Annotated in this window: 13 protein-coding genes; 8 read left to right on the top strand and 5 right to left on the bottom strand. The window is 68.8% G+C overall.

Features of this window, described 5'->3' with window-relative positions; translation table 11 throughout:
• The first annotated feature begins 175 nt into the window (after positions 1–175).
• From ACOGI9_RS10380 to ACOGI9_RS10370, 3 genes are all read left to right on the top strand, one after another.
• Positions 176–2,503: a DPP IV N-terminal domain-containing protein gene (locus ACOGI9_RS10380; protein WP_419857060.1), complete on the top strand. Its 2,328-nt coding sequence runs from the start codon at positions 176–178 to the stop codon at positions 2,501–2,503.
• Positions 2,504–2,646: 143 nt separating this feature from the next.
• Positions 2,647–3,009, top strand: a complete 363-nt coding sequence (locus ACOGI9_RS10375) for a hypothetical protein (RefSeq protein ID WP_419857059.1) — start codon at positions 2,647–2,649, stop codon at positions 3,007–3,009.
• A gap of 146 nt (positions 3,010–3,155) precedes the next feature.
• Positions 3,156–5,441, top strand: a complete 2,286-nt coding sequence (locus ACOGI9_RS10370; RefSeq protein ID WP_419857058.1) for a hypothetical protein — start codon at positions 3,156–3,158, stop codon at positions 5,439–5,441.
• A gap of 17 nt (positions 5,442–5,458) precedes the next feature.
• On the opposite strand, the gene ACOGI9_RS10365 is transcribed toward ACOGI9_RS10370, so the two are convergent.
• The 3 genes from ACOGI9_RS10365 to ACOGI9_RS10355 all read right to left on the bottom strand — a co-directional run bounded on the left by ACOGI9_RS10365 (position 5,459) and on the right by ACOGI9_RS10355 (position 7,010).
• Positions 5,459–6,346, bottom strand: coding sequence for a DUF5777 family beta-barrel protein (locus ACOGI9_RS10365; RefSeq protein WP_419857057.1), 888 nt, complete (start codon positions 6,344–6,346; stop codon positions 5,459–5,461).
• A gap of 111 nt (positions 6,347–6,457) precedes the next feature.
• The gene (locus tag ACOGI9_RS10360; protein ID WP_419857056.1) at positions 6,458–6,790 is read right to left on the bottom strand and encodes a Txe/YoeB family addiction module toxin; all 333 of its coding nucleotides are present in this window, start codon (positions 6,788–6,790) and stop codon (positions 6,458–6,460) included.
• Positions 6,726–7,010, bottom strand: coding sequence for a type II toxin-antitoxin system Phd/YefM family antitoxin (locus ACOGI9_RS10355; RefSeq protein ID WP_419857055.1), 285 nt, complete (start codon positions 7,008–7,010; stop codon positions 6,726–6,728). The genes ACOGI9_RS10360 and ACOGI9_RS10355 overlap by 65 nt, the downstream gene beginning before the upstream one ends.
• 175 nt (positions 7,011–7,185) lie before the next feature.
• Here ACOGI9_RS10355 and ACOGI9_RS10350 point away from each other — a divergent pair, with 175 nt between their 5' ends.
• The 5 genes from ACOGI9_RS10350 to ACOGI9_RS10330 all read left to right on the top strand — a co-directional run bounded on the left by ACOGI9_RS10350 (position 7,186) and on the right by ACOGI9_RS10330 (position 15,485).
• A complete protein-coding gene (locus tag ACOGI9_RS10350; protein WP_419857054.1) occupies positions 7,186–9,162 on the top strand; it encodes a PQQ-binding-like beta-propeller repeat protein in 1,977 nt (658 codons plus the stop codon).
• 10 nt (positions 9,163–9,172) lie between these two features.
• Positions 9,173–10,477 carry an acyltransferase family protein gene (locus ACOGI9_RS10345; protein WP_419857053.1) on the top strand — a complete coding sequence of 435 codons (1,305 nt, stop codon included), beginning with the start codon at positions 9,173–9,175 and terminating at the stop codon, positions 10,475–10,477.
• 22 nt (positions 10,478–10,499) lie between these two features.
• Positions 10,500–12,935 carry a choice-of-anchor B family protein gene (locus ACOGI9_RS10340; protein WP_419857052.1) on the top strand — a complete coding sequence of 812 codons (2,436 nt, stop codon included), beginning with the start codon at positions 10,500–10,502 and terminating at the stop codon, positions 12,933–12,935.
• A 121-nt stretch (positions 12,936–13,056) separates the two neighbouring features.
• Positions 13,057–15,162, top strand: coding sequence for a fatty acid desaturase (locus ACOGI9_RS10335; RefSeq protein ID WP_419857051.1), 2,106 nt, complete (start codon positions 13,057–13,059; stop codon positions 15,160–15,162).
• A gap of 71 nt (positions 15,163–15,233) precedes the next feature.
• On the top strand, positions 15,234–15,485 hold the full coding sequence (locus ACOGI9_RS10330; RefSeq protein WP_419857050.1) for an NHLP leader peptide family RiPP precursor: 252 nt from the start codon (positions 15,234–15,236) through the stop codon (positions 15,483–15,485).
• A 118-nt stretch (positions 15,486–15,603) separates the two neighbouring features.
• On the opposite strand, the gene ACOGI9_RS10325 is transcribed toward ACOGI9_RS10330, so the two are convergent.
• Together ACOGI9_RS10325 and ACOGI9_RS10320 are read right to left on the bottom strand one after the other, a co-directional pair.
• A complete protein-coding gene (locus ACOGI9_RS10325) occupies positions 15,604–17,928 on the bottom strand; it encodes a TOMM precursor leader peptide-binding protein (RefSeq protein ID WP_419857049.1) in 2,325 nt (774 codons plus the stop codon).
• 2 nt (positions 17,929–17,930) lie between these two features.
• Positions 17,931–19,232, bottom strand: coding sequence for a nitrile hydratase subunit alpha (locus ACOGI9_RS10320; RefSeq protein WP_419857048.1), 1,302 nt, complete (start codon positions 19,230–19,232; stop codon positions 17,931–17,933).
• Positions 19,233–19,235 lie beyond the last annotated feature (3 nt).

Genomic DNA, 19,235 nt, shown 5'->3' with positions numbered 1-19,235 from the left:
AACCACCTCGTAGATGGTGTTCTTCTTAGCATGGTATGAACGATTTTATGCCATATCGCATGTCTTGGCAACATCACAAAAGGTCATGGAGGGCGGTGGCCGGCCAAGAGGGCGGTCGGCATCTTGCGACTTCGCATGCCGCAGAGGACCCAGGACGTCCGACAGGATCGCAAGCATGAGCCGCATAGCCAACGCAGCGCTGCTGATTGCCGCCACCGTCTCACCGCCGCCGGGTGCGCTCGCCCAGGAGGCTCCCGACGCGTTGACGGTGGCGGACTACCAGCGGGCGGAGGGGCGGCTCGCGAGCCAGGTGAATCCGCTCGTGCTCGGGGCTTCCGTGATCCCGGTTTGGCTGGAGGAAGGGCGGTTCTGGTATCGGAACCGGTTCGAGGGCGGCACCGAGTACGTCATCGTCGATCCGGCCGCGGGGACGCGGGAGCGCGCCTTCGACCACGCGCGCATGGCCGCCGCGCTCGCCACGGCGACCGGCGAAGAGTATGCCGCCTTCGCGCTCCCGTTCGGAGGTCTCGCCCTCGACGCCGGGACGGTCCGCTTCGAGGTCGAAACCGAAGGAGAGACGTACGCCTGCGGGCTCGACCCCGACCGCTGCGAGGCGGTCCCGACGCCCGACGGCACGACGGCCCGCCGCTTCGACATCTTGTCGCCGGACGGAACGAAGGCGGCCTTCATCCGCGGCCACAACCTGTGGCTCCGGGATCTCACGACCGGAGAGACGACGCAACTCACCGAGGACGGGGTCGAGGACTTCGGATACGCGACGAACAACGCGGGGTGGGTGAAGAGCGACCGCCCCGTGCTCAAGTGGTCTCCCGACTCGCGCCGCATCGCCACCTTCCAGCACGACGCCCGCGGGGTGGGGATGATGTACATGGTCACGACCGAGGTCGGGCACCCGGAACTCGAGGCGTGGCGCTACCCGCTCCCGGAGGACTCGGTCATCTTCCGCATCCACCGCGTGGTGATCGACACGGAGGCGCCGGCCGCGAGCCGCGTCGTCCGCCTGGACATGCCCCCGGATCAGCACCGCTCCACCGTGTGCGACCACGTGGCCTGCGGCGGGACGTTCTCCGATGTCGAGTGGAGCGCCGACGGCTCCCGCTTCGTCTTCGTGTCGAGTTCGCGCGACCACAAGCGGGCGCTCGTCCGCATGGCCGACGCGAGCACCGGCGAGGTCCGCGACCTGTTCGAGGAGGTCGTGGAGACGTTCTTCGAGTCACACGCGAACTGGCGCTATCTCTCCGAGTCCGACGAGATCCTCTGGTACTCGCAGCGGGACGACTGGGGACACCTCTACCTCTACGACGCGAACACCGGAGAACCGAAGCGGCAGGTGACCTCGGGCGCGTGGCAGGTGGAGGACGTGATGGCGGTCGACGCCGAGGCCCGCGAGATCCTCTTCATGGGGAACGGGCGGGAGCCGGGCGATCCCTACTTCATGTACCTGTACCGCGCCGGCCTCGACGGCGGGGACGTCCAACTCCTCACGCCCGACAGCGCGAACCACGTGGTCTGGCTCGCGCCCGACGGCGAGACGTTCGTCGACCAGTACTCCACGCCCACGATCCCGCCCGTGACCGTCGTCCGCGACATGGACGGCGAACTGCTGCAGACCGTGGAACGGGCCGACATCTCGCGCCTGGAGCGGACCGGTTGGCAGCCTCCGATCCCCTTCACGGTGAAGGCCCGTGACGGCGAGACCGATCTGTTCGGACTGATGTTCCGTCCCTCGAACTTCGATCCGGCCGCCACGTATCCCGTGATCAACTACCTCTACCCGGGACCGCAGAGCGGAAGCGTGGGGAGCCGGAACTTCCGCGCCGCGCACCGCGACCTGCAGTCGCTGGCCGAACTCGGGTTCGTCGTCATCGAACTCGACGCGATGGGGACGCCGAGGCGCTCGAAGACGTTCCAGGACGCCTACTACGGGAACATGGGCGACAACGGGCTCCCGGATCAGATCGCGGGCATCCGCCAACTCGCGGAGCGCCACCCCTGGATCGACATCGACCGGGTCGGGATCTACGGCCACTCCGGCGGCGGCTTCGCCTCCACCTCCGGGATCCTGCGCTACCCCGACTTCTACAAGGTCGCCGTCTCCCAGGCCGGGAACCACGACAACCGCAACTACGAGGACGACTGGGGCGAGAAGTACCAGGGGCTGCTCGAGGAGTACGCCGACGGCGCCACGAACTACGACAACCAGGCGAACCCGCTCGTGGCCGAGAACCTCAAGGGCAAGCTCCTCATCGCGCACGGCACGATGGACACGAACGTCCCGCACTCGAACACGATGCTGGTCGTCGACGCCCTCATCGCCGCGAACAAGGACTTCGACCTCCTGCTCCTCCCGAACCGCGGCCACGGCTTCGGCAACGAGCCCTACATGATGCGCCGCCGCTGGGACTACTTCGTCCGCCACCTCCTCGGTGCCGAGCCGCCCCCCGAGTACGAGTTCGGCAAGCTGCAGCCCCTGGTTCCATAAACCCACCGACCGTCTCGGTCTGGCGGCCGCGTCTCCGATGTTTCCCCCGGATGTGACCGGGCAGGACGTTCTCGCGTCATCGGGATGACGGGCAGGCCTCCGGCTTCGGAGGAGACCGCGCTCCCGACTCCTGGAGGACATCGATGAAACGCCTCGCTGCGCCCTTGACGCTTGCGATCGTCCTGTCGGGCTGCGGACCGATGATCATGACCCGGCCGGCGAACGTCGACGCGGGTGGATTCGACTGCGTGAGTGCGACGCTGCAGCGCCTCGGATACATGATCACGGCCGGTGACCGCTCACTCGGGTTTGTAAGAGCCGAGCGCACGCATGGGCTGTTTCGGGAAACCGATGTCCTGGTCGTCAACTACGTCGCCGCCGGCACGGTGGACGACGAATCGGAGGATACGATCCAGGTGAGGGTCTCCCGGCCCAGCGGGAAAGCTCCGAGCAGCAACGGTGTCTCCGACGCCGAGCAATTGCTGGACCGGTGCGGGAAGCTCTGAACCACGCCCTGGAACCCGACATTAGACCGACCTGGGGTGCGGCCCGAACCGCGGCTACCGTCTCCATGGAGGCAACGATGTAACGTCGGCGGGTCATCCGATCACCGATAGGCTGATCGTGAACCTCTGAGACCACGGGACTCCGCATGCGTGAAAGGGAGCGGCCGACCCCATCATCGAGGGTCACCGCCTTCGCCATTCTGCTGGCCGCTATCCTGCAGGGAACGGCTTCCGCGCAGACGCGAGAATCGGTTCCCTCCAATACTCCTGCTTCGGATCCGGCGGAGGACGCCTACCTGGACGAGACCGCCCGTCGGCTCGTGCTCGGGTTGAAGGCCGCTCGGGACACCGCACGCCTGACCATCGACGCGTACACGGCGTTGATCCGTGAGCGGATCGGCTCCGAGGTTCCCTCCTACGAGCGCAATCGTCCCTCGCTGCACGGCGAACGCACGGCCCGCGTGCGGTGGTCGCGTGACGAGCCCGCCATCGTGCACGTGCTCGCGGCACGGTTCCGGCAGCCAATCTTCGATCCCGACGATTCGGAGTTCTTCGGTGGGCTGCGGGCGGAACAGTTCGCGGCCGACCCGCTGGGCGACCCGTTCAAGTTCGGCTTCCTGGAGGCCGAGACCATCACGCGCAGCCCGCTGGGGCCGGCAGCCGAGCGCTACTACCAGTTCCGTTCCGGGGATACGATCGCGGTGCGGTTGAGCAACGGGAGCGCCCTGCGGGCGGTCGCCGTCACGGTGATTCCCCGCTACTCGAGCATCCGCCTCGTGTCCGCGATCATGTGGATCGACACGGAATCCTTCGGGCTCGCACGCGTCGCCTACCGGCTGGCCAAACCGGTCGACCGCGAGATGAACTGGCACCTCCGGAGCGGCGGGCGCTGGAGCCCGCGACTGTATCTCGACGTCGGTCCCCGTGATTCCGCCGACAGTGCACCCGCACCCGATTCAACCCCCCAGCGTCCCAGCTTCTTCGACCGGCTGGTCAACGGGGCGTTCAACGAGGTCTGGCCTCGCCTGCGGTGGGATATTTCGACGGTGGTCGCGGAGTACGAACTCTGGGAGATGCGCCACTGGTTGCCCCGAAGCGTGACCTGGCGGTCGGACATCAGTGCGATGGAGGGCGTCACGGCCTCCGGCCTCGCGCCTCTCTCGGCTCCGCTGATGATCGACTGGACACTCGAAGTCGAGGACATCCGCGAACGCGGCGCGGGAGCCACGCCGGGGACGCCCGCAACGGCCGCGGCGGCGTTTCGGCTCTGGCGCCAGGAGGGGGACAGCATCAGCGCGGCGCTGGAGGAGGCGGAACCCGGCGAGATGGTCACGATCACGCCGGCCGACCGGGAGGCCCTGGTCGCGAGCGACCTGTTGCCCGCGACCGTATGGGAGGAGGATGGCGCCGTCGACGATGCCGCCATCGGGCGGATTGCGGCCGAACTCGCGGCCATCGGCGTCGGCGACCGAGGGGAGCCCGCCGAGGGAGGGGAGCGCGCCGAGGCTCCGAGCCCCTGGCTCTTCGATCCCCCCGGCACGACGCTGAGACTCCTGCGGTACAATCCCATAGAGGGGATGTCGCTGGGAACCCGCCTGCAGCGCGACCTCGGCTGGGGGCGCGCGGCGCTGACGGCGAGGGTCGGAACCGCAGGCGTGGCGCCGGACGTCGACCTCACCCTGCAGCGCACCCACCCCGGCCACACGATGTTCCTGTCCTTCTACCGGTCGTTGCGGAGCGGCGCGCCGGGCGCAGGGGCGGCCACGCCCGGTCTCTTCGTGACTGGAGACGCCGCGGGCTTCCATTGGTCGCACGGCGCCGCGCTTCGGTTCCTGCCTGGCGTCGGCGAGCGGAACTGGCTGTCCCTCCGCCTCTTCGCCGAGCAGGACGCCGAAATCGCGACCGACATCCGGCGCAACCGGATCGGGACGGCCGTCGCGTGGCGGCCCTGGTGGGGAGGGCAACGGCCCGGGTCAATCGGCGTCGGCGGCCACGTCGGCGTCCGAGCATCGGCGGGGGACAATCCACACGTGCGCGCCATCGTCGAGGGGGCGCTGGTGATCCCCCTGTCATCCGGCCTGTTGCTGGGAATGCGGGCGGGCACGGCCCGGGTGTGGGGCGACCCGGCGCCGTACCATCTCTGGCACACCGGTACCAGCGGCCACTGGCTCCGGGGCCACGCGCGATCGGTCGGCGGCACGCAACTCCACATGGCGAGAATCGACCTGCAGCGACGGATCGGCTTTCTCCGCCTCTCCGTGTTCGGCGACTGGGCTTCCGCCGGAGGCGACAACTTCTACGCGGTGGGAGCGGGACTCGTCTTTCTAGACGGCCTCATCCGACTGGATGTGGCCCACGGCCTGGGGCGGGGCGGAGGGGGTGCGGCCGGCCCCACCCTGAAGCTGCACCTCCGCCTCGGCGCAATCTTCTAGCCCTCAAGGCCGAGTGGCTACAGCCGGAGTCTTCTCTGGATGTTGAATCCGAGGCGCCACGAGTTCGTGTCGAAGAAGTCCTCGGCGGCGCCAGCGAGCGTATGCGTCGGATTCATCCGGTGCTGATTCGTGACGACGATCTTGAAGAAGTGCCCGGGCGTGCGGATTTCGACGCCGAAAGAGGCGGAATCGTACTCCTGGTCCTTCCTCGAGCCGCTGAAGATCCACTCGGCGAAGAGGCTCCACATGCGGCTGAGGTAGATCTGGCCGGTCGCACCGACGGAAACCGCGGTCTCCCGGTCGGAGTCCTCGATTCGCGGATTCCAGAGGAGCGTGGGCACGACACCAAGTGCGACGCGGTCCGCGACCCTGGTGTTGGCGATCACCTGGACATAGGCCTGCATCTCGTTGTCCGCGGCCGTGCCGTCGTCGCGACCGCCGGCGTAGATGCTGCTGCGGGGCGCGAGCGCGTGCCCGTGGCCGGCGTGGCTGTCGTCCGGCTCGACCTGCAGGTTCCACGCCATGCCGGTCTGCGCAGCGAACTCGACGGGACCGGTGGCGCCATCGAGCCGCAGCCCGGCGAAACGGGCGTTGAACTCCAGGTTGTCCAGGCTGTTGGAACGAAGCACGCCGATGGTGACGTGGTCCTGGGGCGTATACGCCAATCCAAGGCGATTCAACACGAATCCGTCGAGCCCCCAGAGGTCGCTCGCACCGCCCGACACGTAACCGAACCGATGGGAGATCTCGATGTGCAGGTCGCCCGCGCGCGACGGAGCCGCGGTCGGCAGAGTCGCGGACTGCGTGGAGGCGAAGACGTTCTGGGCGACAGCTGCACCCGGCGAACCCAGACAGACCGCGAGGACTCCGATGACCGTTTGTCGTAACGATCCCAAAATCAACATGCGTGGCTCCGTCAACGCCACGAGGTTCCGGCGTGCCTTGAAATGGCTGATCTCTCTCACCTCGTCCTCATCCTCTCGTAGTGGCATCTGCGGGAAGACCTGACCGTCGGCTCAGTAATGATCTCGGGCGGACAGGAAGTAGACTCGCGTGGCCGTGACCCGATAGATCAAGCGATGCTCTCCATCGATTCGGCGGGACCACGAACCGGCGAACTCTCCGCGCAGCGGCTCCGGTTTTCCAAGGCCGTCGAACGGATCCCGCAGCGTCGACCGAACGAGCTTGAACACCCGTCGAGCACGCTTGGGTTTCGTTCGGGTCCAATACTCCAGATCCCGCAGACACTGAGGCGCGAGGACGGCGTCCCGCGTGCTCTTCCCGTCAGGCGCCTTCAAGGCCAAGCCGTCGGGCGAGCTCGTCGAGGTCCACAGGCTCTCCCTGCCCACTTTCGACCCAGGCGATCGCTTCCCGCAATCTCTGGGCGTTCTTCGGTGAGCGAAGTACGTATACCGTTTCCATCCACGAGCTGAGGTCTTCCGCGGCGATCAGGGCAACCGGCGCCTTGCCCCGGCGCCGAATCAGGACCGGTTCGTGCGTGTCGGTGACCTGGTCCATCAACGTGGCGAGGTTCTTACGGGCCCCGGTGTAGGTCGTCTCCCGAATCATCTTCGACTCCCTCATCCTGTTCTCAGGTACTGGTACAGGTATCCTGTACCCTAATCTTCGCAGCTGGACCAAACCAGTTACCCCTCCCGCGCAGCAAGTTCTCGAACGATCTTGGTAGACCAGAGATACCGGTTGGCCAACAACGCCGGATCAACGCGGCAAGGAGAAGGTGTCCATGCGAACCAGGTGGCGGAGACTTGGTGTGTGCGCGGCGCTCGTATTCTCGGCGTGCGCGGACGGTGGAGCGGACCGGGTGCCGCCGCCGAGCGATGAGTGGACGTACTACGGTGGGCAGAACTCCTTCAACCGGTATTCGCCGCTCACGCAGATCGATCGTGAGACCGTCGATGCGGTGCAGGTGCTGTGGCGGCGGCCGGCCGTCGACGGCGCGCTGACGGCCGAGTATCCGGACCTCGATTTCAACAACTACCTGCGCGGAACGCCCGTCCTCGTCGAAGGGACGCTGTACGCGCCGAACGCCGTCGGGCTTGTCGAGGCCTTCGATCCGGGGACGGGCGAGACGCGCTGGTTCCAGCGGCCGGAGTCGGAGGAAGACGTGCGCGGGCGGAGCTTCCGGGGCGTCGCCTACTGGCGCGGCGCCGGTACGGGTAGCGGGGACGGTGGTGCCGACGGCGGTGACGGGGATTCCGCCGGGCGGATCATCTCCGTGCGCGGGCCCGCGATGTACGCGCTCGATGCGGCGACCGGCGAGCCGATCGCGTCGTTCGGCGATGGCGGACGGGTGGACCTGCAGCTTCCGGCGGGGGGACGGTACGGCTGGAGTTCGGGACCGATCGTGGTCGGCGACGTCATCGTCCTCGCGGGGACCGTGGACGGGGCCGGGGACGGCGGCACCGAGTGGCGGGGGAGCGTGCGGGAGGACATCCGCGGCTTCGACGCCCGCACCGGCCGGCTCCTGTGGACGTTCCACGTGATCCCGGAGGAGGGGGAGTTCGGGGCGGACACCTGGGGCGGCGGGTCGCTTGCCGAGTCCGGCGACCTCGGCTCGTGGTGCTGCCTGAGCGCGGACGACGAACTGGGCTACGTCTACGTGCCGCTCTCGGCGCCGACCTCCGCCTACTACGGGGGACACCGGCCCGGCGACAACCTGTTCTCGAACAGCCTCGTGGCGCTCGACGCGGCGACGGGCGAGCGCGTGTGGCACTTCCAGATGGTGCACCACGACATCTGGGAGTACGACACCGTGGGCCCGCCCGTGCTGGGCCGGATCCACGTGGACGGGCGCCCGATCGACGCGGTCATGCAGGCGAGCAAGACGGCCTTCCTCTACACCTTCGATCGCCGAACCGGGGAGCCGGTGTGGCCGATCGAGGAGGTGGAGGTGCCGCAGTCGACCGTGCCGGGCGAGGCGACGTCGCCGACGCAGCCGATTCCGAGCCGCCCGCCCGCCTTCGACCGCCAGGGAGTGACGCCGGAAGATCTGATCGACTTCACGCCCGAGATCCGCGAGCGGGCGCTCGCGCTGGCGGACTCGCTCGTCATGGGGCCGCTGTTCACGCCGCCGATGGAGCGGGGGACGGCGGAAGGGAAGATCGGGACGTACGTCATCCCGGGCGCGTGGGGGGCGGGGAACTGGAACACGGGCGCGTTCGACCCCGAGACGGGCGTCTACTACGCGGTGTCGCACACGCTCCCGAACGTCTGGAGCCTGTCGGAGAACTCCGAACCGGGGGAGATGGAGTTCGGCACGCAGGGCGGGTGGCCGCGGGCCGAGATCGAGGGCCTGCCGCTCGTGAAGCCGCCGTGGGGACGGATCACGGCGATCGACATGAACCGGGGCGAGCACCTGTGGATGGCGGCGAACGGCGACGGTCCCAACGATCATCCGCTTCTCGAGGGCCTGGACCTTCCGCCGCTCGGGAACGCGAACCGACCGGCGCCGCTCGTGACGGGGTCGCTGCTCTTCATCGGGGAGGGGAGCAACGCCGTCATCGGGACGCCGGACACGCACTGGGGGACGACCTTCCGGGCCTACGACAAGGCGACCGGAGAGGTGGTGTGGGAGACGGAACTCCCGTCCGGGACGACGGGCGGGCCGATGACGTACGTCCACGAGGGGAAGCAGTACATCGTGGTCGCCGTCGGGGGGAGCGAGCAGCCGGCCGAGTACGTGGCGCTGGGCCTGCCGTGAGGGGCGCTTGATGAGCCGCCTTTGGTCCCGCGCGGCAGGGGTGGCCGCGCAAACGCCGGAGTCGCGCAACCGGTACGTGGACTTCCTGCGCGCCCTCTCGATCGGCGCCGTCGTGGTCGGCCACTGGATCCAGGCGGCGCCGTACACGGGCGGCGGGGACATCGCGCTCTCGAGCGCGCTCGAACACCAGTCGTGGACGCGGTGGCTCACGTGGGTCTTCCAGGTGATGCCGATCTTCTTCCTCGTCGGCGGCTACTCGAACGGCGTCTCGTGGCGATCCGCCAGCGACCGGGGGCAGAGTTACGCGGAGTGGCTGGACACGCGGCTCCGGCGACTGCTCGGCCCGGTCCTCGCCCTGCTCGCGGTATGGGTGCTGCTCGGCGTCGGCATGGGACTCGGGGGTGTGGACGCGACCCTCGTCGGCGACCTGTCGCAGATGGCGCTGATCCCGATCTGGTTCCTCGCCGTCTACGTCATGGTCGTGCTCATCGTGCCGCTGACGTACGCGGCCTGGCGGCGCTACGGGCTGTGGTCGTTCTGGGTGTTGGTGGCCGCCGCGGTCGTGGACGATGTCCTCTTCCTCGCCGCCGATCTGACCGTCGTGGGCTGGGCCAACTACGCCTTCATCTGGGTCGCCGTCCACCAGTTGGGGTACGCGTGGCGCGACGGGTACGCGGCGGGCCTGCGGAAGGGCGCGGCGTGGGCCGCCCTGGGCGCGGCGGCGCTCGTCGGGATGGTGACGCTCGGGCCGTACCCGGTCAGCATGGTGAGCGTCCCCGGCGACGAGATCAGCAACTCGCTGCCGCCGAAGCTGCCGATGCTGGCGCTGGCGCTCGTCCACACCGGGCTGCTGCTGTCGATCGAGGGCCCCATGCGGCGCTGGCTCGGGCGCGCGGTCCCGTGGACGGCGACGGTGCTCGTGAACGGGATGATCATGACGATCTTTCTCTGGCACCTGACGGCGGCGACGTTGGTCGTCGGCGCGGCGCTCCTCCTGGGCGGTGTGGGCCTCGGCGTCGACCCCGCCTCCGGCGCGTGGTGGACCGTCCGGCCGCTGTGGTTCGCCCTGTACGCGGTGGTGCTCGTCCCGTGCGTGCTCGCATTCGGGCGGCTCGAGCGCGGCGGCCGCCGAGAAGGGACGCGCCCGGGTTGGCTGCTCGCGGCCGGCGGGACGGCGGCCTGCGCCGGACTGGCGCTCCTCGCCCTGGGCGGCATCGCGGCGGACGGGGCCGGCCCGCTCGGCCTGAGGCTGTGGGTACTGGCGCTCCCCTTCGCCGGCGCGGCCCTGGCCGGCGTGAACCCGCTGGCGCGGTAGACGGTTTTCACTGGAGGTAACGATGCGTGTCGCAAGGTTCCCGCTCCTGATCTCCGGCCTCCTGGTTACGCCCGGGTTCGCCTTGGCCCAGACCCTTCCGACGGTGCCCGGATACACCGCCTCGGGATTCGCGGCCTCCATCGCGCTCGTCGGGGACGACATCCTCGTCTCGCGCAACGGGGCCGAGATCCGACTCCCGACCTACCCCGAGGCGGGCGCCGTGTACGTGTTCCGGCGCGGCGGCGATGCCGCCTGGGCCGTGGAGGGGACGGTGCGGCCGGGGGCGGGCGCGGTGGGCGACCAGTTCGGCACCGACATCGCCCACGCCGGGGAGCGGCTCCTCGTCGGCGCCCCGGGTGCGGCGGAGATGCGCGGTCGCGCCTACCTGTTCGAGCGCCGGGAAGGGGAGTGGGTCGAGCGCGCCACGCTGGATCCCGCGACGGAGCCGCGCGCCGGCGCGGGGAGCGCCGTCGCCATCGCCGGCGACGCCGCGTTTCTCGGCGCTCCGGGCGGACTCGGTGACCTGCCGCGCTTCGGCCAGCCGGCGCCCGCGCAACCCGGGGCCGTCTACGTCTACGCCGTGGGGCCGGACGGCGCGGCCGCGATGGCGGCCCGTCTCACGAGCCCATCGCCGGAGGGGGCGGACCGCTTCGGCGCCGCCCTGGTCGCGGCCGGCGACCTGCTCGTCGTGGGCGCACCCGGGAGCGATGGCGGCCGGGGCGCCGTGTACCGCTTCGAGCGCGAGGGCGACGCCTGGCGGCCTGCCGGCGCGTTCGTGCTGGAGGGCCTCACGGCCGGAGCCCGCTTCGGCGCGTCGCTCGTCCTGGACGGCAGCACGCTGTTCGCGGGCGCGCCCGGACAGGCGGGCACGGGCGTCGTCGCGGCGTTCGACGTGAGCGAGCCCCCCGGGGCGCCACAACTCGTGAGTCCCCCGGAAGGCTCCGACGCGACCGGTTTCGGCGCCTCGCTGGCCGTCGGCGGCGGGCTGCTGTGGGTTGGCGCGCCCGGCACCGCCGCGGGGGCCGGAGCGGCGTACGCCGTCGACCCGACCTCGCTCGACCACGTTCAGTCCGTCGACGCCGCTCCGTTCGGTCCCGGGGCCGCCTTCGGGTCCAGCCTCGGAGCCGGGGCGGAGATGACCGTGGTCGGAGCCGGCCAGGCGGACCTCAGGCTCGGCGCGGCCGCCGTCCTCGAGCCCTCGGACGCCGAAGGCTCCTGGGTGGCTTCGGGCACGCTGCGGGACCCGGAGCGGCCGAACATGACGGCCATCTCGGGCGAGACCGTGAGCTGCCAGGACGGGACCGCGCTCGACTACGCCTGCACGGACGTGGATCTCGTCGCCTTCCTCCCGCTCGCCGAACTCGGCGCGGGCCCCACGTCGATCGCGAACGACATCTGGGGCTGGACCGATCCCGAGACGGGCCGCGAATACGTCCTCCTCGGCAAGTCCAACGGCACGTCCTTCGTCGACATCACCGACCCCAACGCGCCGGTCTACGTGGGCGAACTCCCGCTCACCGAAGGGGGCGTCGAGAACCTGTGGCGCGACATCAAGACCTATGCGGATCACGCCTTCATCGTGGCGGACAACGCCGGCGCGCACGGCGTCCAGATCTTCGACCTCACCCAGTTGCGCGACGTGCGCGATCCCCCGGTGATGTTCGCGGAGACGGCCCACTACGACGGCGTGTTCAGTTCGCACAACATCGTGATCAACGAGGAGACCGGGTTCGCGCACGCCGTCGGCAGCAGCGGCGGGGGCGAGGCGTGCGGCGGCGGCCTCCACATGATCGACATCCGCGATCCCCGGAACCCGCGCTTCGCCGGCTGCTTCGCGGACCCCGACATCGGCGGCTTCCTCGGCGGCGGCTACACGCACGACGCCCAGTGCGTCGTCTACGCCGGACCCGACGAGGACTACGTCGGACGGGAGATCTGCTTCCACGCTTCGATCGACGCGCTCGGGATCTCCGACATCACCGACAAGGAGAATCCGGTCGCGCTCGCGAGCGCGAACTACCCGGGCGCGGTCGCTGCCCACCAGGGGTGGCTCACGGAGGACCACCGCTACTTCTTCCTCGGCGACGAACTCGACGAGGAAGGCGGCACCGTCTCGAACACGCGGACGCTCGTGTGGGACGTGGAGGAACTCGACGATCCGGTGCTGGCGACGGAGTACTTCGCGGAGACGCGCGCAATCGACCACAATCAGTACGTGCGCGGCGACTTCCTCTACCAGTCCAACCTGCTGGGCGGCCTCCGGATCCTCGACATCCGCGACCCGGAGAACCCGGTCGAGGTGGCGTTCTTCGACACCGTGCCGACGGATGACGACGCGACCGCCTTCGGCGGGACGTGGAGCAACTACCCGTACTTCGAGAGCGGCGTGATCGCCGTGTCGAGCTGGAACGAGGGGCTGTTCCTGCTCAGAAAACGCCCGCCCGTCCTCGTCCCGTGAGTCCGCGTCGTTGCTGGCGTGGGCTACCCTTGAGGCTAGATTTTTGTGATGATGGATTCGATGGGGTAGGTGCCGGGCAACGAAGCCGCGCACCGAGTCACCGTGGTAGAGGATATCCAGGATGGAAGCACATAGTTCCGGCGCCTCGATAGCGGCGGGCCGACGGGTCGTCGAGCCCTCCGTCGCGAACGCGCTGCCGCACTTCGTCCCGCTTCTCATCTTTCCGCTCGTGTTCGCCGCCGCCATGTACGGCGGCTGGTGGCTCGCGGGTCCGTTCGTCTTCTTCATGCTCGCGGACCGGTTCGACCACCTCTTCGGCCTCGAGGAGCGGAACATGGATCCGGCCACGACCCGCGAGAGCCAGTTGTTCCTGTACAAGCTCTCGCTCTGGTTGTGGGCCGCGTTCTGGCCGCTGGCCTTCGTGTTCGCGCTCTGGCAAGTGCTGGTCGTCGGCCGCCTCTCCCTCTGGGAGATGGGTGTCACGGCCGCCATCCTGACGCTCGTCGCGCAGACGGTGTTCATCGTGGGCCACGAACTGGTGCATCGGCGGGCTCTGTGGGAACGGCGCCTCGGCGAGTTCCTGCTGGCCTCCGTCTCCTACCCGCACTATGCGACCGAGCACGTCTACATCCATCACCCCCGCGTGTGTACGCCGCTCGACCCCGGATCCGCGCCGAAGGGCCTGAGCTTCTGGCAGTATCTGCCTGCCGAGGTGGCGAACAACCTGGTAGGCGCCTGGCGGTTCGAACGCCGCCGGCTGACCCGCCGTCACCTGCCGCTGTGGCACTACACGAACGCGTTCTGGCGCTACACCGTGCAGATCGTCTTCTGGTACGGGTTGATCCTGTGGTGGGGCGGCCCCTGGGCCCTGCTGCTCTACCTTGCGCTGTGCGGCAGCGTCGTCTTCTCGATGAAGATCAGCAACTACGTGCAACATTACGGGCTGCGGCGCATCCGCATGCCCACGGGCAGGTACGAGCCGGTCAAGCCGAGGCATGCCTGGAGCGCGGCCTACAAGTTCACCAACTGGCTGTACTACAACATGCAGCGCCACGCCGACCACCATACGTCCAACCATCGTTATCCGCTGTTGCAGCATCACGGCGAGGCCGCCTCCCCGCAGCTCCCGGGCAGCTACGCCCAGATGAACGGCATGGCGCTCTTTCCGAAGCGGTGGTTCGAGACCATCGATCCGCTGCTCGACCGTCAGCGGGCCCAGTTCTATCCGGAGATCGACGACTGGAGCGCCTACGACAGCCGGGCGTTCGCGGCGCGTCCCGACGCGTTCGACGTCATCGCGGAGATTCACGCCGCCGCCCCCGGTCTCGCCGGGTGGATAAACCGCTCGCCGGCCCTGCTCGACACGCTGCGGGAGCGGGAATTCACGGACCTTGAGCTGCCGGAGGGATTCCTGTCGGATTCGGAATCGGAGGCGATCGCCCGGTGCGGGCTGGCGCGCCTGTACTGGACGCACGAACTCAGCCTCTCCGAAATGCGGGCCCAACTCGACGACATCCCCGTGCAGGACGCCGGCGAGGCGGTCGAGGCGGCGCTGGAGTGGTCGAACGGCAAGGTCTTCCAGATCGCCGTGCACGCGATGCGTGGCAGCCTGTCCGTGAGCGAGGCGACGACGGCGCTGTCGCGCGTCGCCGAAGCCTCCATCGTCACCGTCCTGGCGGCGGTCGAGGAGGACTTCGCCGATCGCGGCGTTCCGGAGGCCAGCGGCGGCGTGGCGGTCGCGGTTCTGGGACCGCTGGCAGACGGGGAGGCGCTGCCGGGCGCGGAGCTCGATGTCCGCTTCGTGTACGACGGCGGCCCGGCCAGGTACTACGAAGCGCTGTGCCGCCGCGTCCGCAAGGCGTTGCGTGCGCTGTCGCGAAACAACCTGCTGCTGGCGCCGGTCCCGCGCGGCGGGCTGGACGGCCTCCACTCTCTCGCCGAGTTCGAGGAACAGCTCCGGAATCCCGGTTCGGGTCGCGAGCTTGTGGCGCTCGCGGGGGCGCGCTGCGTGTTCGTGTCGGGCGACAGCGGGATTGAGGATCGGTTCGCGCAGACGCTGGGAGGCGCTCTGGGACACAGTGCCGCCCGCGAGGTGCTGATGGCCGAGTCGCGCGAAGCCACCCCGAGCGACGTCGAACCGGATCTGTCGTCCCGCGATACCGCGTCCCCGGCTGCCACCGACATCGCCGCGCTTGCGCACCCCGAACAGGGGGGGCACAAGGCTTGACTTAATCCTTCGGAATAGCCACTCCTGTGAGAGTGGTGATGGTTCCCAATGCAGAAACGACGGAGAATGCCATGAGAAGCGGCGATGAAATGCTTGCGCAGATCGTTGAGAAGTCCACCGTGGACGCGGGATTCAGGCAACAGCTTCTCGCGGATCCCAAGACGGCGATCAGCGGCGAATTGGGCATCACGATTCCCGATTCGATGAACATCCAGATCCATGAGAGCGACATGCAGACGGTGCATCTCGCCTTGCCGCCGGATCCGCACATCACCGAGGAGCAGATGGAGGCCATCTCGGCCGGCCTCTGCTGCTGCTGGTAGCTCACCGCGGCCGGCGAGACCCGACAGCCGGCCTCTGAAACACCCGGCCTCGGCGAGGTCAGTTGACATCTGGCTTCGCCGAGGTCGGCGTTTTAAGTGCGGACTTCCCGCGCGCTCCTCACGCGATCACGGGCGCGGGATTCAGGTCGGCTTCGGCGAGCGGGGACTCCCGGTAGCCCAGGCTGACGGGCACGTCGTACAGGCGCCCGGCCGCGAACCTTGCCCAGAAGTGGCGCATGCCCGGCACGATGACCCGCGCCACGGGCATGCCGATATCGGGCCGCGTCTGATCCAGCACAAGGAACTCCAAGCCCCTCGCCTCGACGAGCGCGCGGCAATTCTCCACATCTTCGCGCGTGTCCGCCGATTCGGTCACCGGATAGTGCGAAGCCGTGCGGGGCGGCTCGTCCGGCGCCGGCGCCAGCCAGGCACAGTCGGCGAGCCGGGCGGTCTTCCACCACCATAGGGCCAGCGGATCATCGATCCTGGGCCGGCCGTCCCCCGCCCCGGGACGCGGCAGCCAGGTGAGGCACTGGTTCAATTCGCAAAGCGCGCGCAGGGCTGCTATGCGCGGGTCGGCGTGGGTCCCGGCACCGTAGATGATGTCCTCGGTCCGGGCGTCCGGCCGGCGCGAGAGCGCAACGAAGGTGGGGATGCCGATATCGGAGGTGACGTCGAGCATCCATAGATCCCGCTCGTGGCGGCCGTAGTAGTCGGAGGCCGCTGCGACGTACTCGTCGTCGAAGCTGGAAAGATCGACGACCGGCACGCGCAACCGGTTATACCACCAGATGGCGAACGCATCGCGCTCGGCCAGTTCGTAGAAGCCCTGCAGGATGGCCTCTTCCAGGGTGTTGCCCGCGGCGCAGCCGTTCGAGTCGGCGATCAGGTCCGAGGGGCCGCGCTCCTCGGCCGGCATGCTGTAGAGGATGGACGTCGGCAGGTAGCGGTGCCGCTGCTGCGTCAGCGACCACACCGGCGTCCAGTCGATTTCGGCGTCGGGCTCGAGACGCGGCGGGACGACGTTGTAGGGGTGGCCTTTCGCGTTGATGCTCCCCGCCTCGTCGAGCTGACGCTCGCTGAACAGCTGCACCTCGTTCGGGTGGATCGCCTCTCCCCTTCCGAACTCGCTGAATCGCTTGCGGATACGGATCTCGTCCCCATGACGGGCGCCCGAATAGCGTTCGACCGCCTCGCAGAGGGCACTGACCTTGGACTGCTGTCGTGTGCTGCCCTTGCCGGCGCTCTTGCTGCGCAGGCTGCGCCTGAGCGAACTCAGGCTCCGGCTTCTCATGCCGAGATTGCTCCCGGCCCAGTAGACGTGCAGCCAGGAGTCGGCCTCATCGGTGGTGCGCGACAGCCAGGTCACGACGCCGCTGATCGGGCTCACCAGGTGCCGGTACTTCGCCAGGGTGGCACCCGGCGCCACGGCGCGCGCGCCGCCGCTGTTGCGATGGGCCTTGGGGCTCGCCTTCAGAGACACCGGAACCGGTGGTCGATCCGGTCGGTGCAAGGCTTCGTCGCCGCAGGTCCGGCACTGCGGCCGACGCACGACCCGATGCTGCGAGCTTTCGAAGGTGGCGACATTCATCGCGATGGCCTGTTCGTGAATCGGGGCCGACTCACCCAGCACCAGCCACTTGACGATCTCCGCCGCGATCAGCCCGCACATCGCTTCCAGCACGGCGGGCTGAGCCGCGAACGGCCGGAAGGCGGCGTCCTCGCCGGCGACGTTGCGCAGGAAACCGTGGACTTCCCGGTGGCTGCGCAGGCGGTACGCGAGGCAGTCCCAGCACGGCCCCTGCCTGTCCGCCCGAAAGATGGGGCCGAAGAGCGGCTCCATGCCGCTCGGCCGCACCGGCGTCCACGGCGCTCCCGCCTCGAGCTGACGCCGATTCACCTCCGCGAGATGTGCTTCGAGATAGTCGCCGCAGACCACAACGGTGAGCCTGGGCTCGCCGGTCCCCACCCTGGCGCCGTTCGCCTCCAGGTGCCGGACGAGCCCGCCGTCGTCGCCCTCGACCGTGACGCGCGACTGCGCCAGCCGCTCCTCGACCCAGCGCGGCGACGCGCCGAGCGACGACCAGTAGGCTGCCTGGCGCCGGTCCATGCCGTGATCGGCGGAGACCAGGTAGCCCTTGGCCGCGAACGCGGCGATGGCCGCAAGGACATCGGTCGCCGCGTGGGCGCCCTCGAGGGCCGCGACAATCTCGTCCCGGGGGCGCCGACCGTCGAGCAGCGGCAGCAGATCGCAGTGCAGCTTGCCGTGCAGCAGCGTGTTGAACGACTCGGAGACGAGAAGCACCTGCGCCTCGCCGATCTCGTGGAATCGGAGGTGCGGGGTGAGCGCGGGAAGCTTGACCATGCCCCGGTCCGCACGCGTCGTTCGGGTCAGGATCCCCTGCCGGGGAGGCGCGTGCTTACGGGCCGCATCACCCGGCACGCTCAGGTCCCCAGCACTTCGACGAGACGCTCCAGGGCCTCAATGCAGAACGCGGAGGTCACGGCCTCGGATCCATGCCCGATCTGGCCGACCACGCCCCACTTCAACGTTTGGTCGCCGAACGCGAGCAGCTCCGGCCAACTGCCGTCCTCGCGCTGCAAGCTCATCAGCATCTCCACCTCGCGCTTCGCATCGATGCGCTCGAGGCTTCCGATGTTGTAGAGCGCCGTCACCGCCTGAGCGGTCTGAAGGACATTGCCGAATCCGCCCTCCTCGTCACGCAGGCCGAGGATGCGATCCGCGAGGACCGGGCGCAGGGGATCCAGGGCGGGCTCCGCACGAATCATCGCGCGGGTGATCGCATAGTAGATCGAGACCGTGTCGGGATACCACTTCGATGAGCCCTCGAGGTTGCCCTCGGTCACCAGGGCTTCCAACCATCGCCGGGCATCCCTGGTTCCCGGATGGTCGCCCAGGTAGGCGAGGACATTCGCGTTGACGACCGGGTCGGCCTCGATACGAAAGCGCGACACGACGTCGGGTTCGTCTTCCGCCAGCACCCAGGTCATGAAGCGGCCTGCCTCATCGCGATTCGCCAGCATCCCCGGAACGTTCCTCCCCAGCCAGATCCAGGGGTGCGTCCCGATGACGAGCGAACAGAGTGAGGTACTGTCGAGATCCGGGGGCAGGTGACGGTAGTACCGCCACCATCCGGGATATTCGATGGTGTCGATGAGATACGCCTTCGTAGCGGTGCATATCGCCCTGGCCTGCGGCTCATCGGAGCTCTCGAGGGCAAGCGCGCAGAGAGCCGACACGAAAGGAGGCCTCTCGAAATGCCTCGGGATCTCCGGGTCGGCCACATTGAACCGGATGCAGTGCCAGGCCCCATTCTCGTCGATCGCGGATTCCAGGAAGGCAAGCCCGCGGCGGATCCCTTCCCTCGCCGCCCTGGCCAGCGCCCCGGAGGTGGCCCCGCTGCTTCGGGCCCCCTCTTCTTTCGGCGCAGGGGGGCGAAGGGGCGGCGCGGGGTCGTGGAGTGTCCTTCGAAGAAACTCGAGCGACGCCGCACCGGTCCTTGCCTCCTCTCGTTCGGCCTCGCTGAGCTTGCTCCGCGGCGGGAGCACCACATGCGTCGCGGCATACGTCTCTTCGTGCACGTGAATCTCATGGTCCTCGGCCAGCGTCACCCCGAATTCCGCCTCGATGGTCTCCCTGGGGTTCCGGAGAAGACGTTCGCGAAAGTCGCTGTCTTCAGCCGCTCTTGATGCGAGGAGATCGTCCGCGTCCATGGGTCCCTTCATCGA

The organism is Candidatus Palauibacter irciniicola (assembly GCF_965208695.1).
In the GTDB taxonomy this organism is placed as follows: Bacteria; Gemmatimonadota; Gemmatimonadetes; order Palauibacterales; family Palauibacteraceae; genus Palauibacter; species Palauibacter irciniicola.
Note: the sequence above shows the minus strand (reverse complement) of the source record. Positions and strands in the feature narration are given on the sequence as shown.

Excerpts from the sequence above, each read along its gene's own strand:
- ACOGI9_RS10380 (WP_419857060.1), top strand. The coding sequence starts at position 176 with ATGAGCCGCATAGCCAACGCAGCGCTGCTGATTGCCGCCACCGTCTCA.
- ACOGI9_RS10375 (WP_419857059.1), top strand. The coding sequence starts at position 2,647 with ATGAAACGCCTCGCTGCGCCCTTGACGCTTGCGATCGTCCTGTCGGGC.
- ACOGI9_RS10370 (WP_419857058.1), top strand. The coding sequence starts at position 3,156 with ATGCGTGAAAGGGAGCGGCCGACCCCATCATCGAGGGTCACCGCCTTC.
- ACOGI9_RS10365 (WP_419857057.1), bottom strand. The coding sequence starts at position 6,346 with ATGTTGATTTTGGGATCGTTACGACAAACGGTCATCGGAGTCCTCGCG.
- ACOGI9_RS10355 (WP_419857055.1), bottom strand. The coding sequence starts at position 7,010 with ATGATTCGGGAGACGACCTACACCGGGGCCCGTAAGAACCTCGCCACG.
- ACOGI9_RS10350 (WP_419857054.1), top strand. The coding sequence starts at position 7,186 with ATGCGAACCAGGTGGCGGAGACTTGGTGTGTGCGCGGCGCTCGTATTC.
- ACOGI9_RS10345 (WP_419857053.1), top strand. The coding sequence starts at position 9,173 with ATGAGCCGCCTTTGGTCCCGCGCGGCAGGGGTGGCCGCGCAAACGCCG.
- ACOGI9_RS10340 (WP_419857052.1), top strand. The coding sequence starts at position 10,500 with ATGCGTGTCGCAAGGTTCCCGCTCCTGATCTCCGGCCTCCTGGTTACG.
- ACOGI9_RS10335 (WP_419857051.1), top strand. The coding sequence starts at position 13,057 with ATGGAAGCACATAGTTCCGGCGCCTCGATAGCGGCGGGCCGACGGGTC.
- ACOGI9_RS10330 (WP_419857050.1), top strand. The coding sequence starts at position 15,234 with ATGAGAAGCGGCGATGAAATGCTTGCGCAGATCGTTGAGAAGTCCACC.
- ACOGI9_RS10320 (WP_419857048.1), bottom strand. The coding sequence starts at position 19,232 with ATGAAGGGACCCATGGACGCGGACGATCTCCTCGCATCAAGAGCGGCT.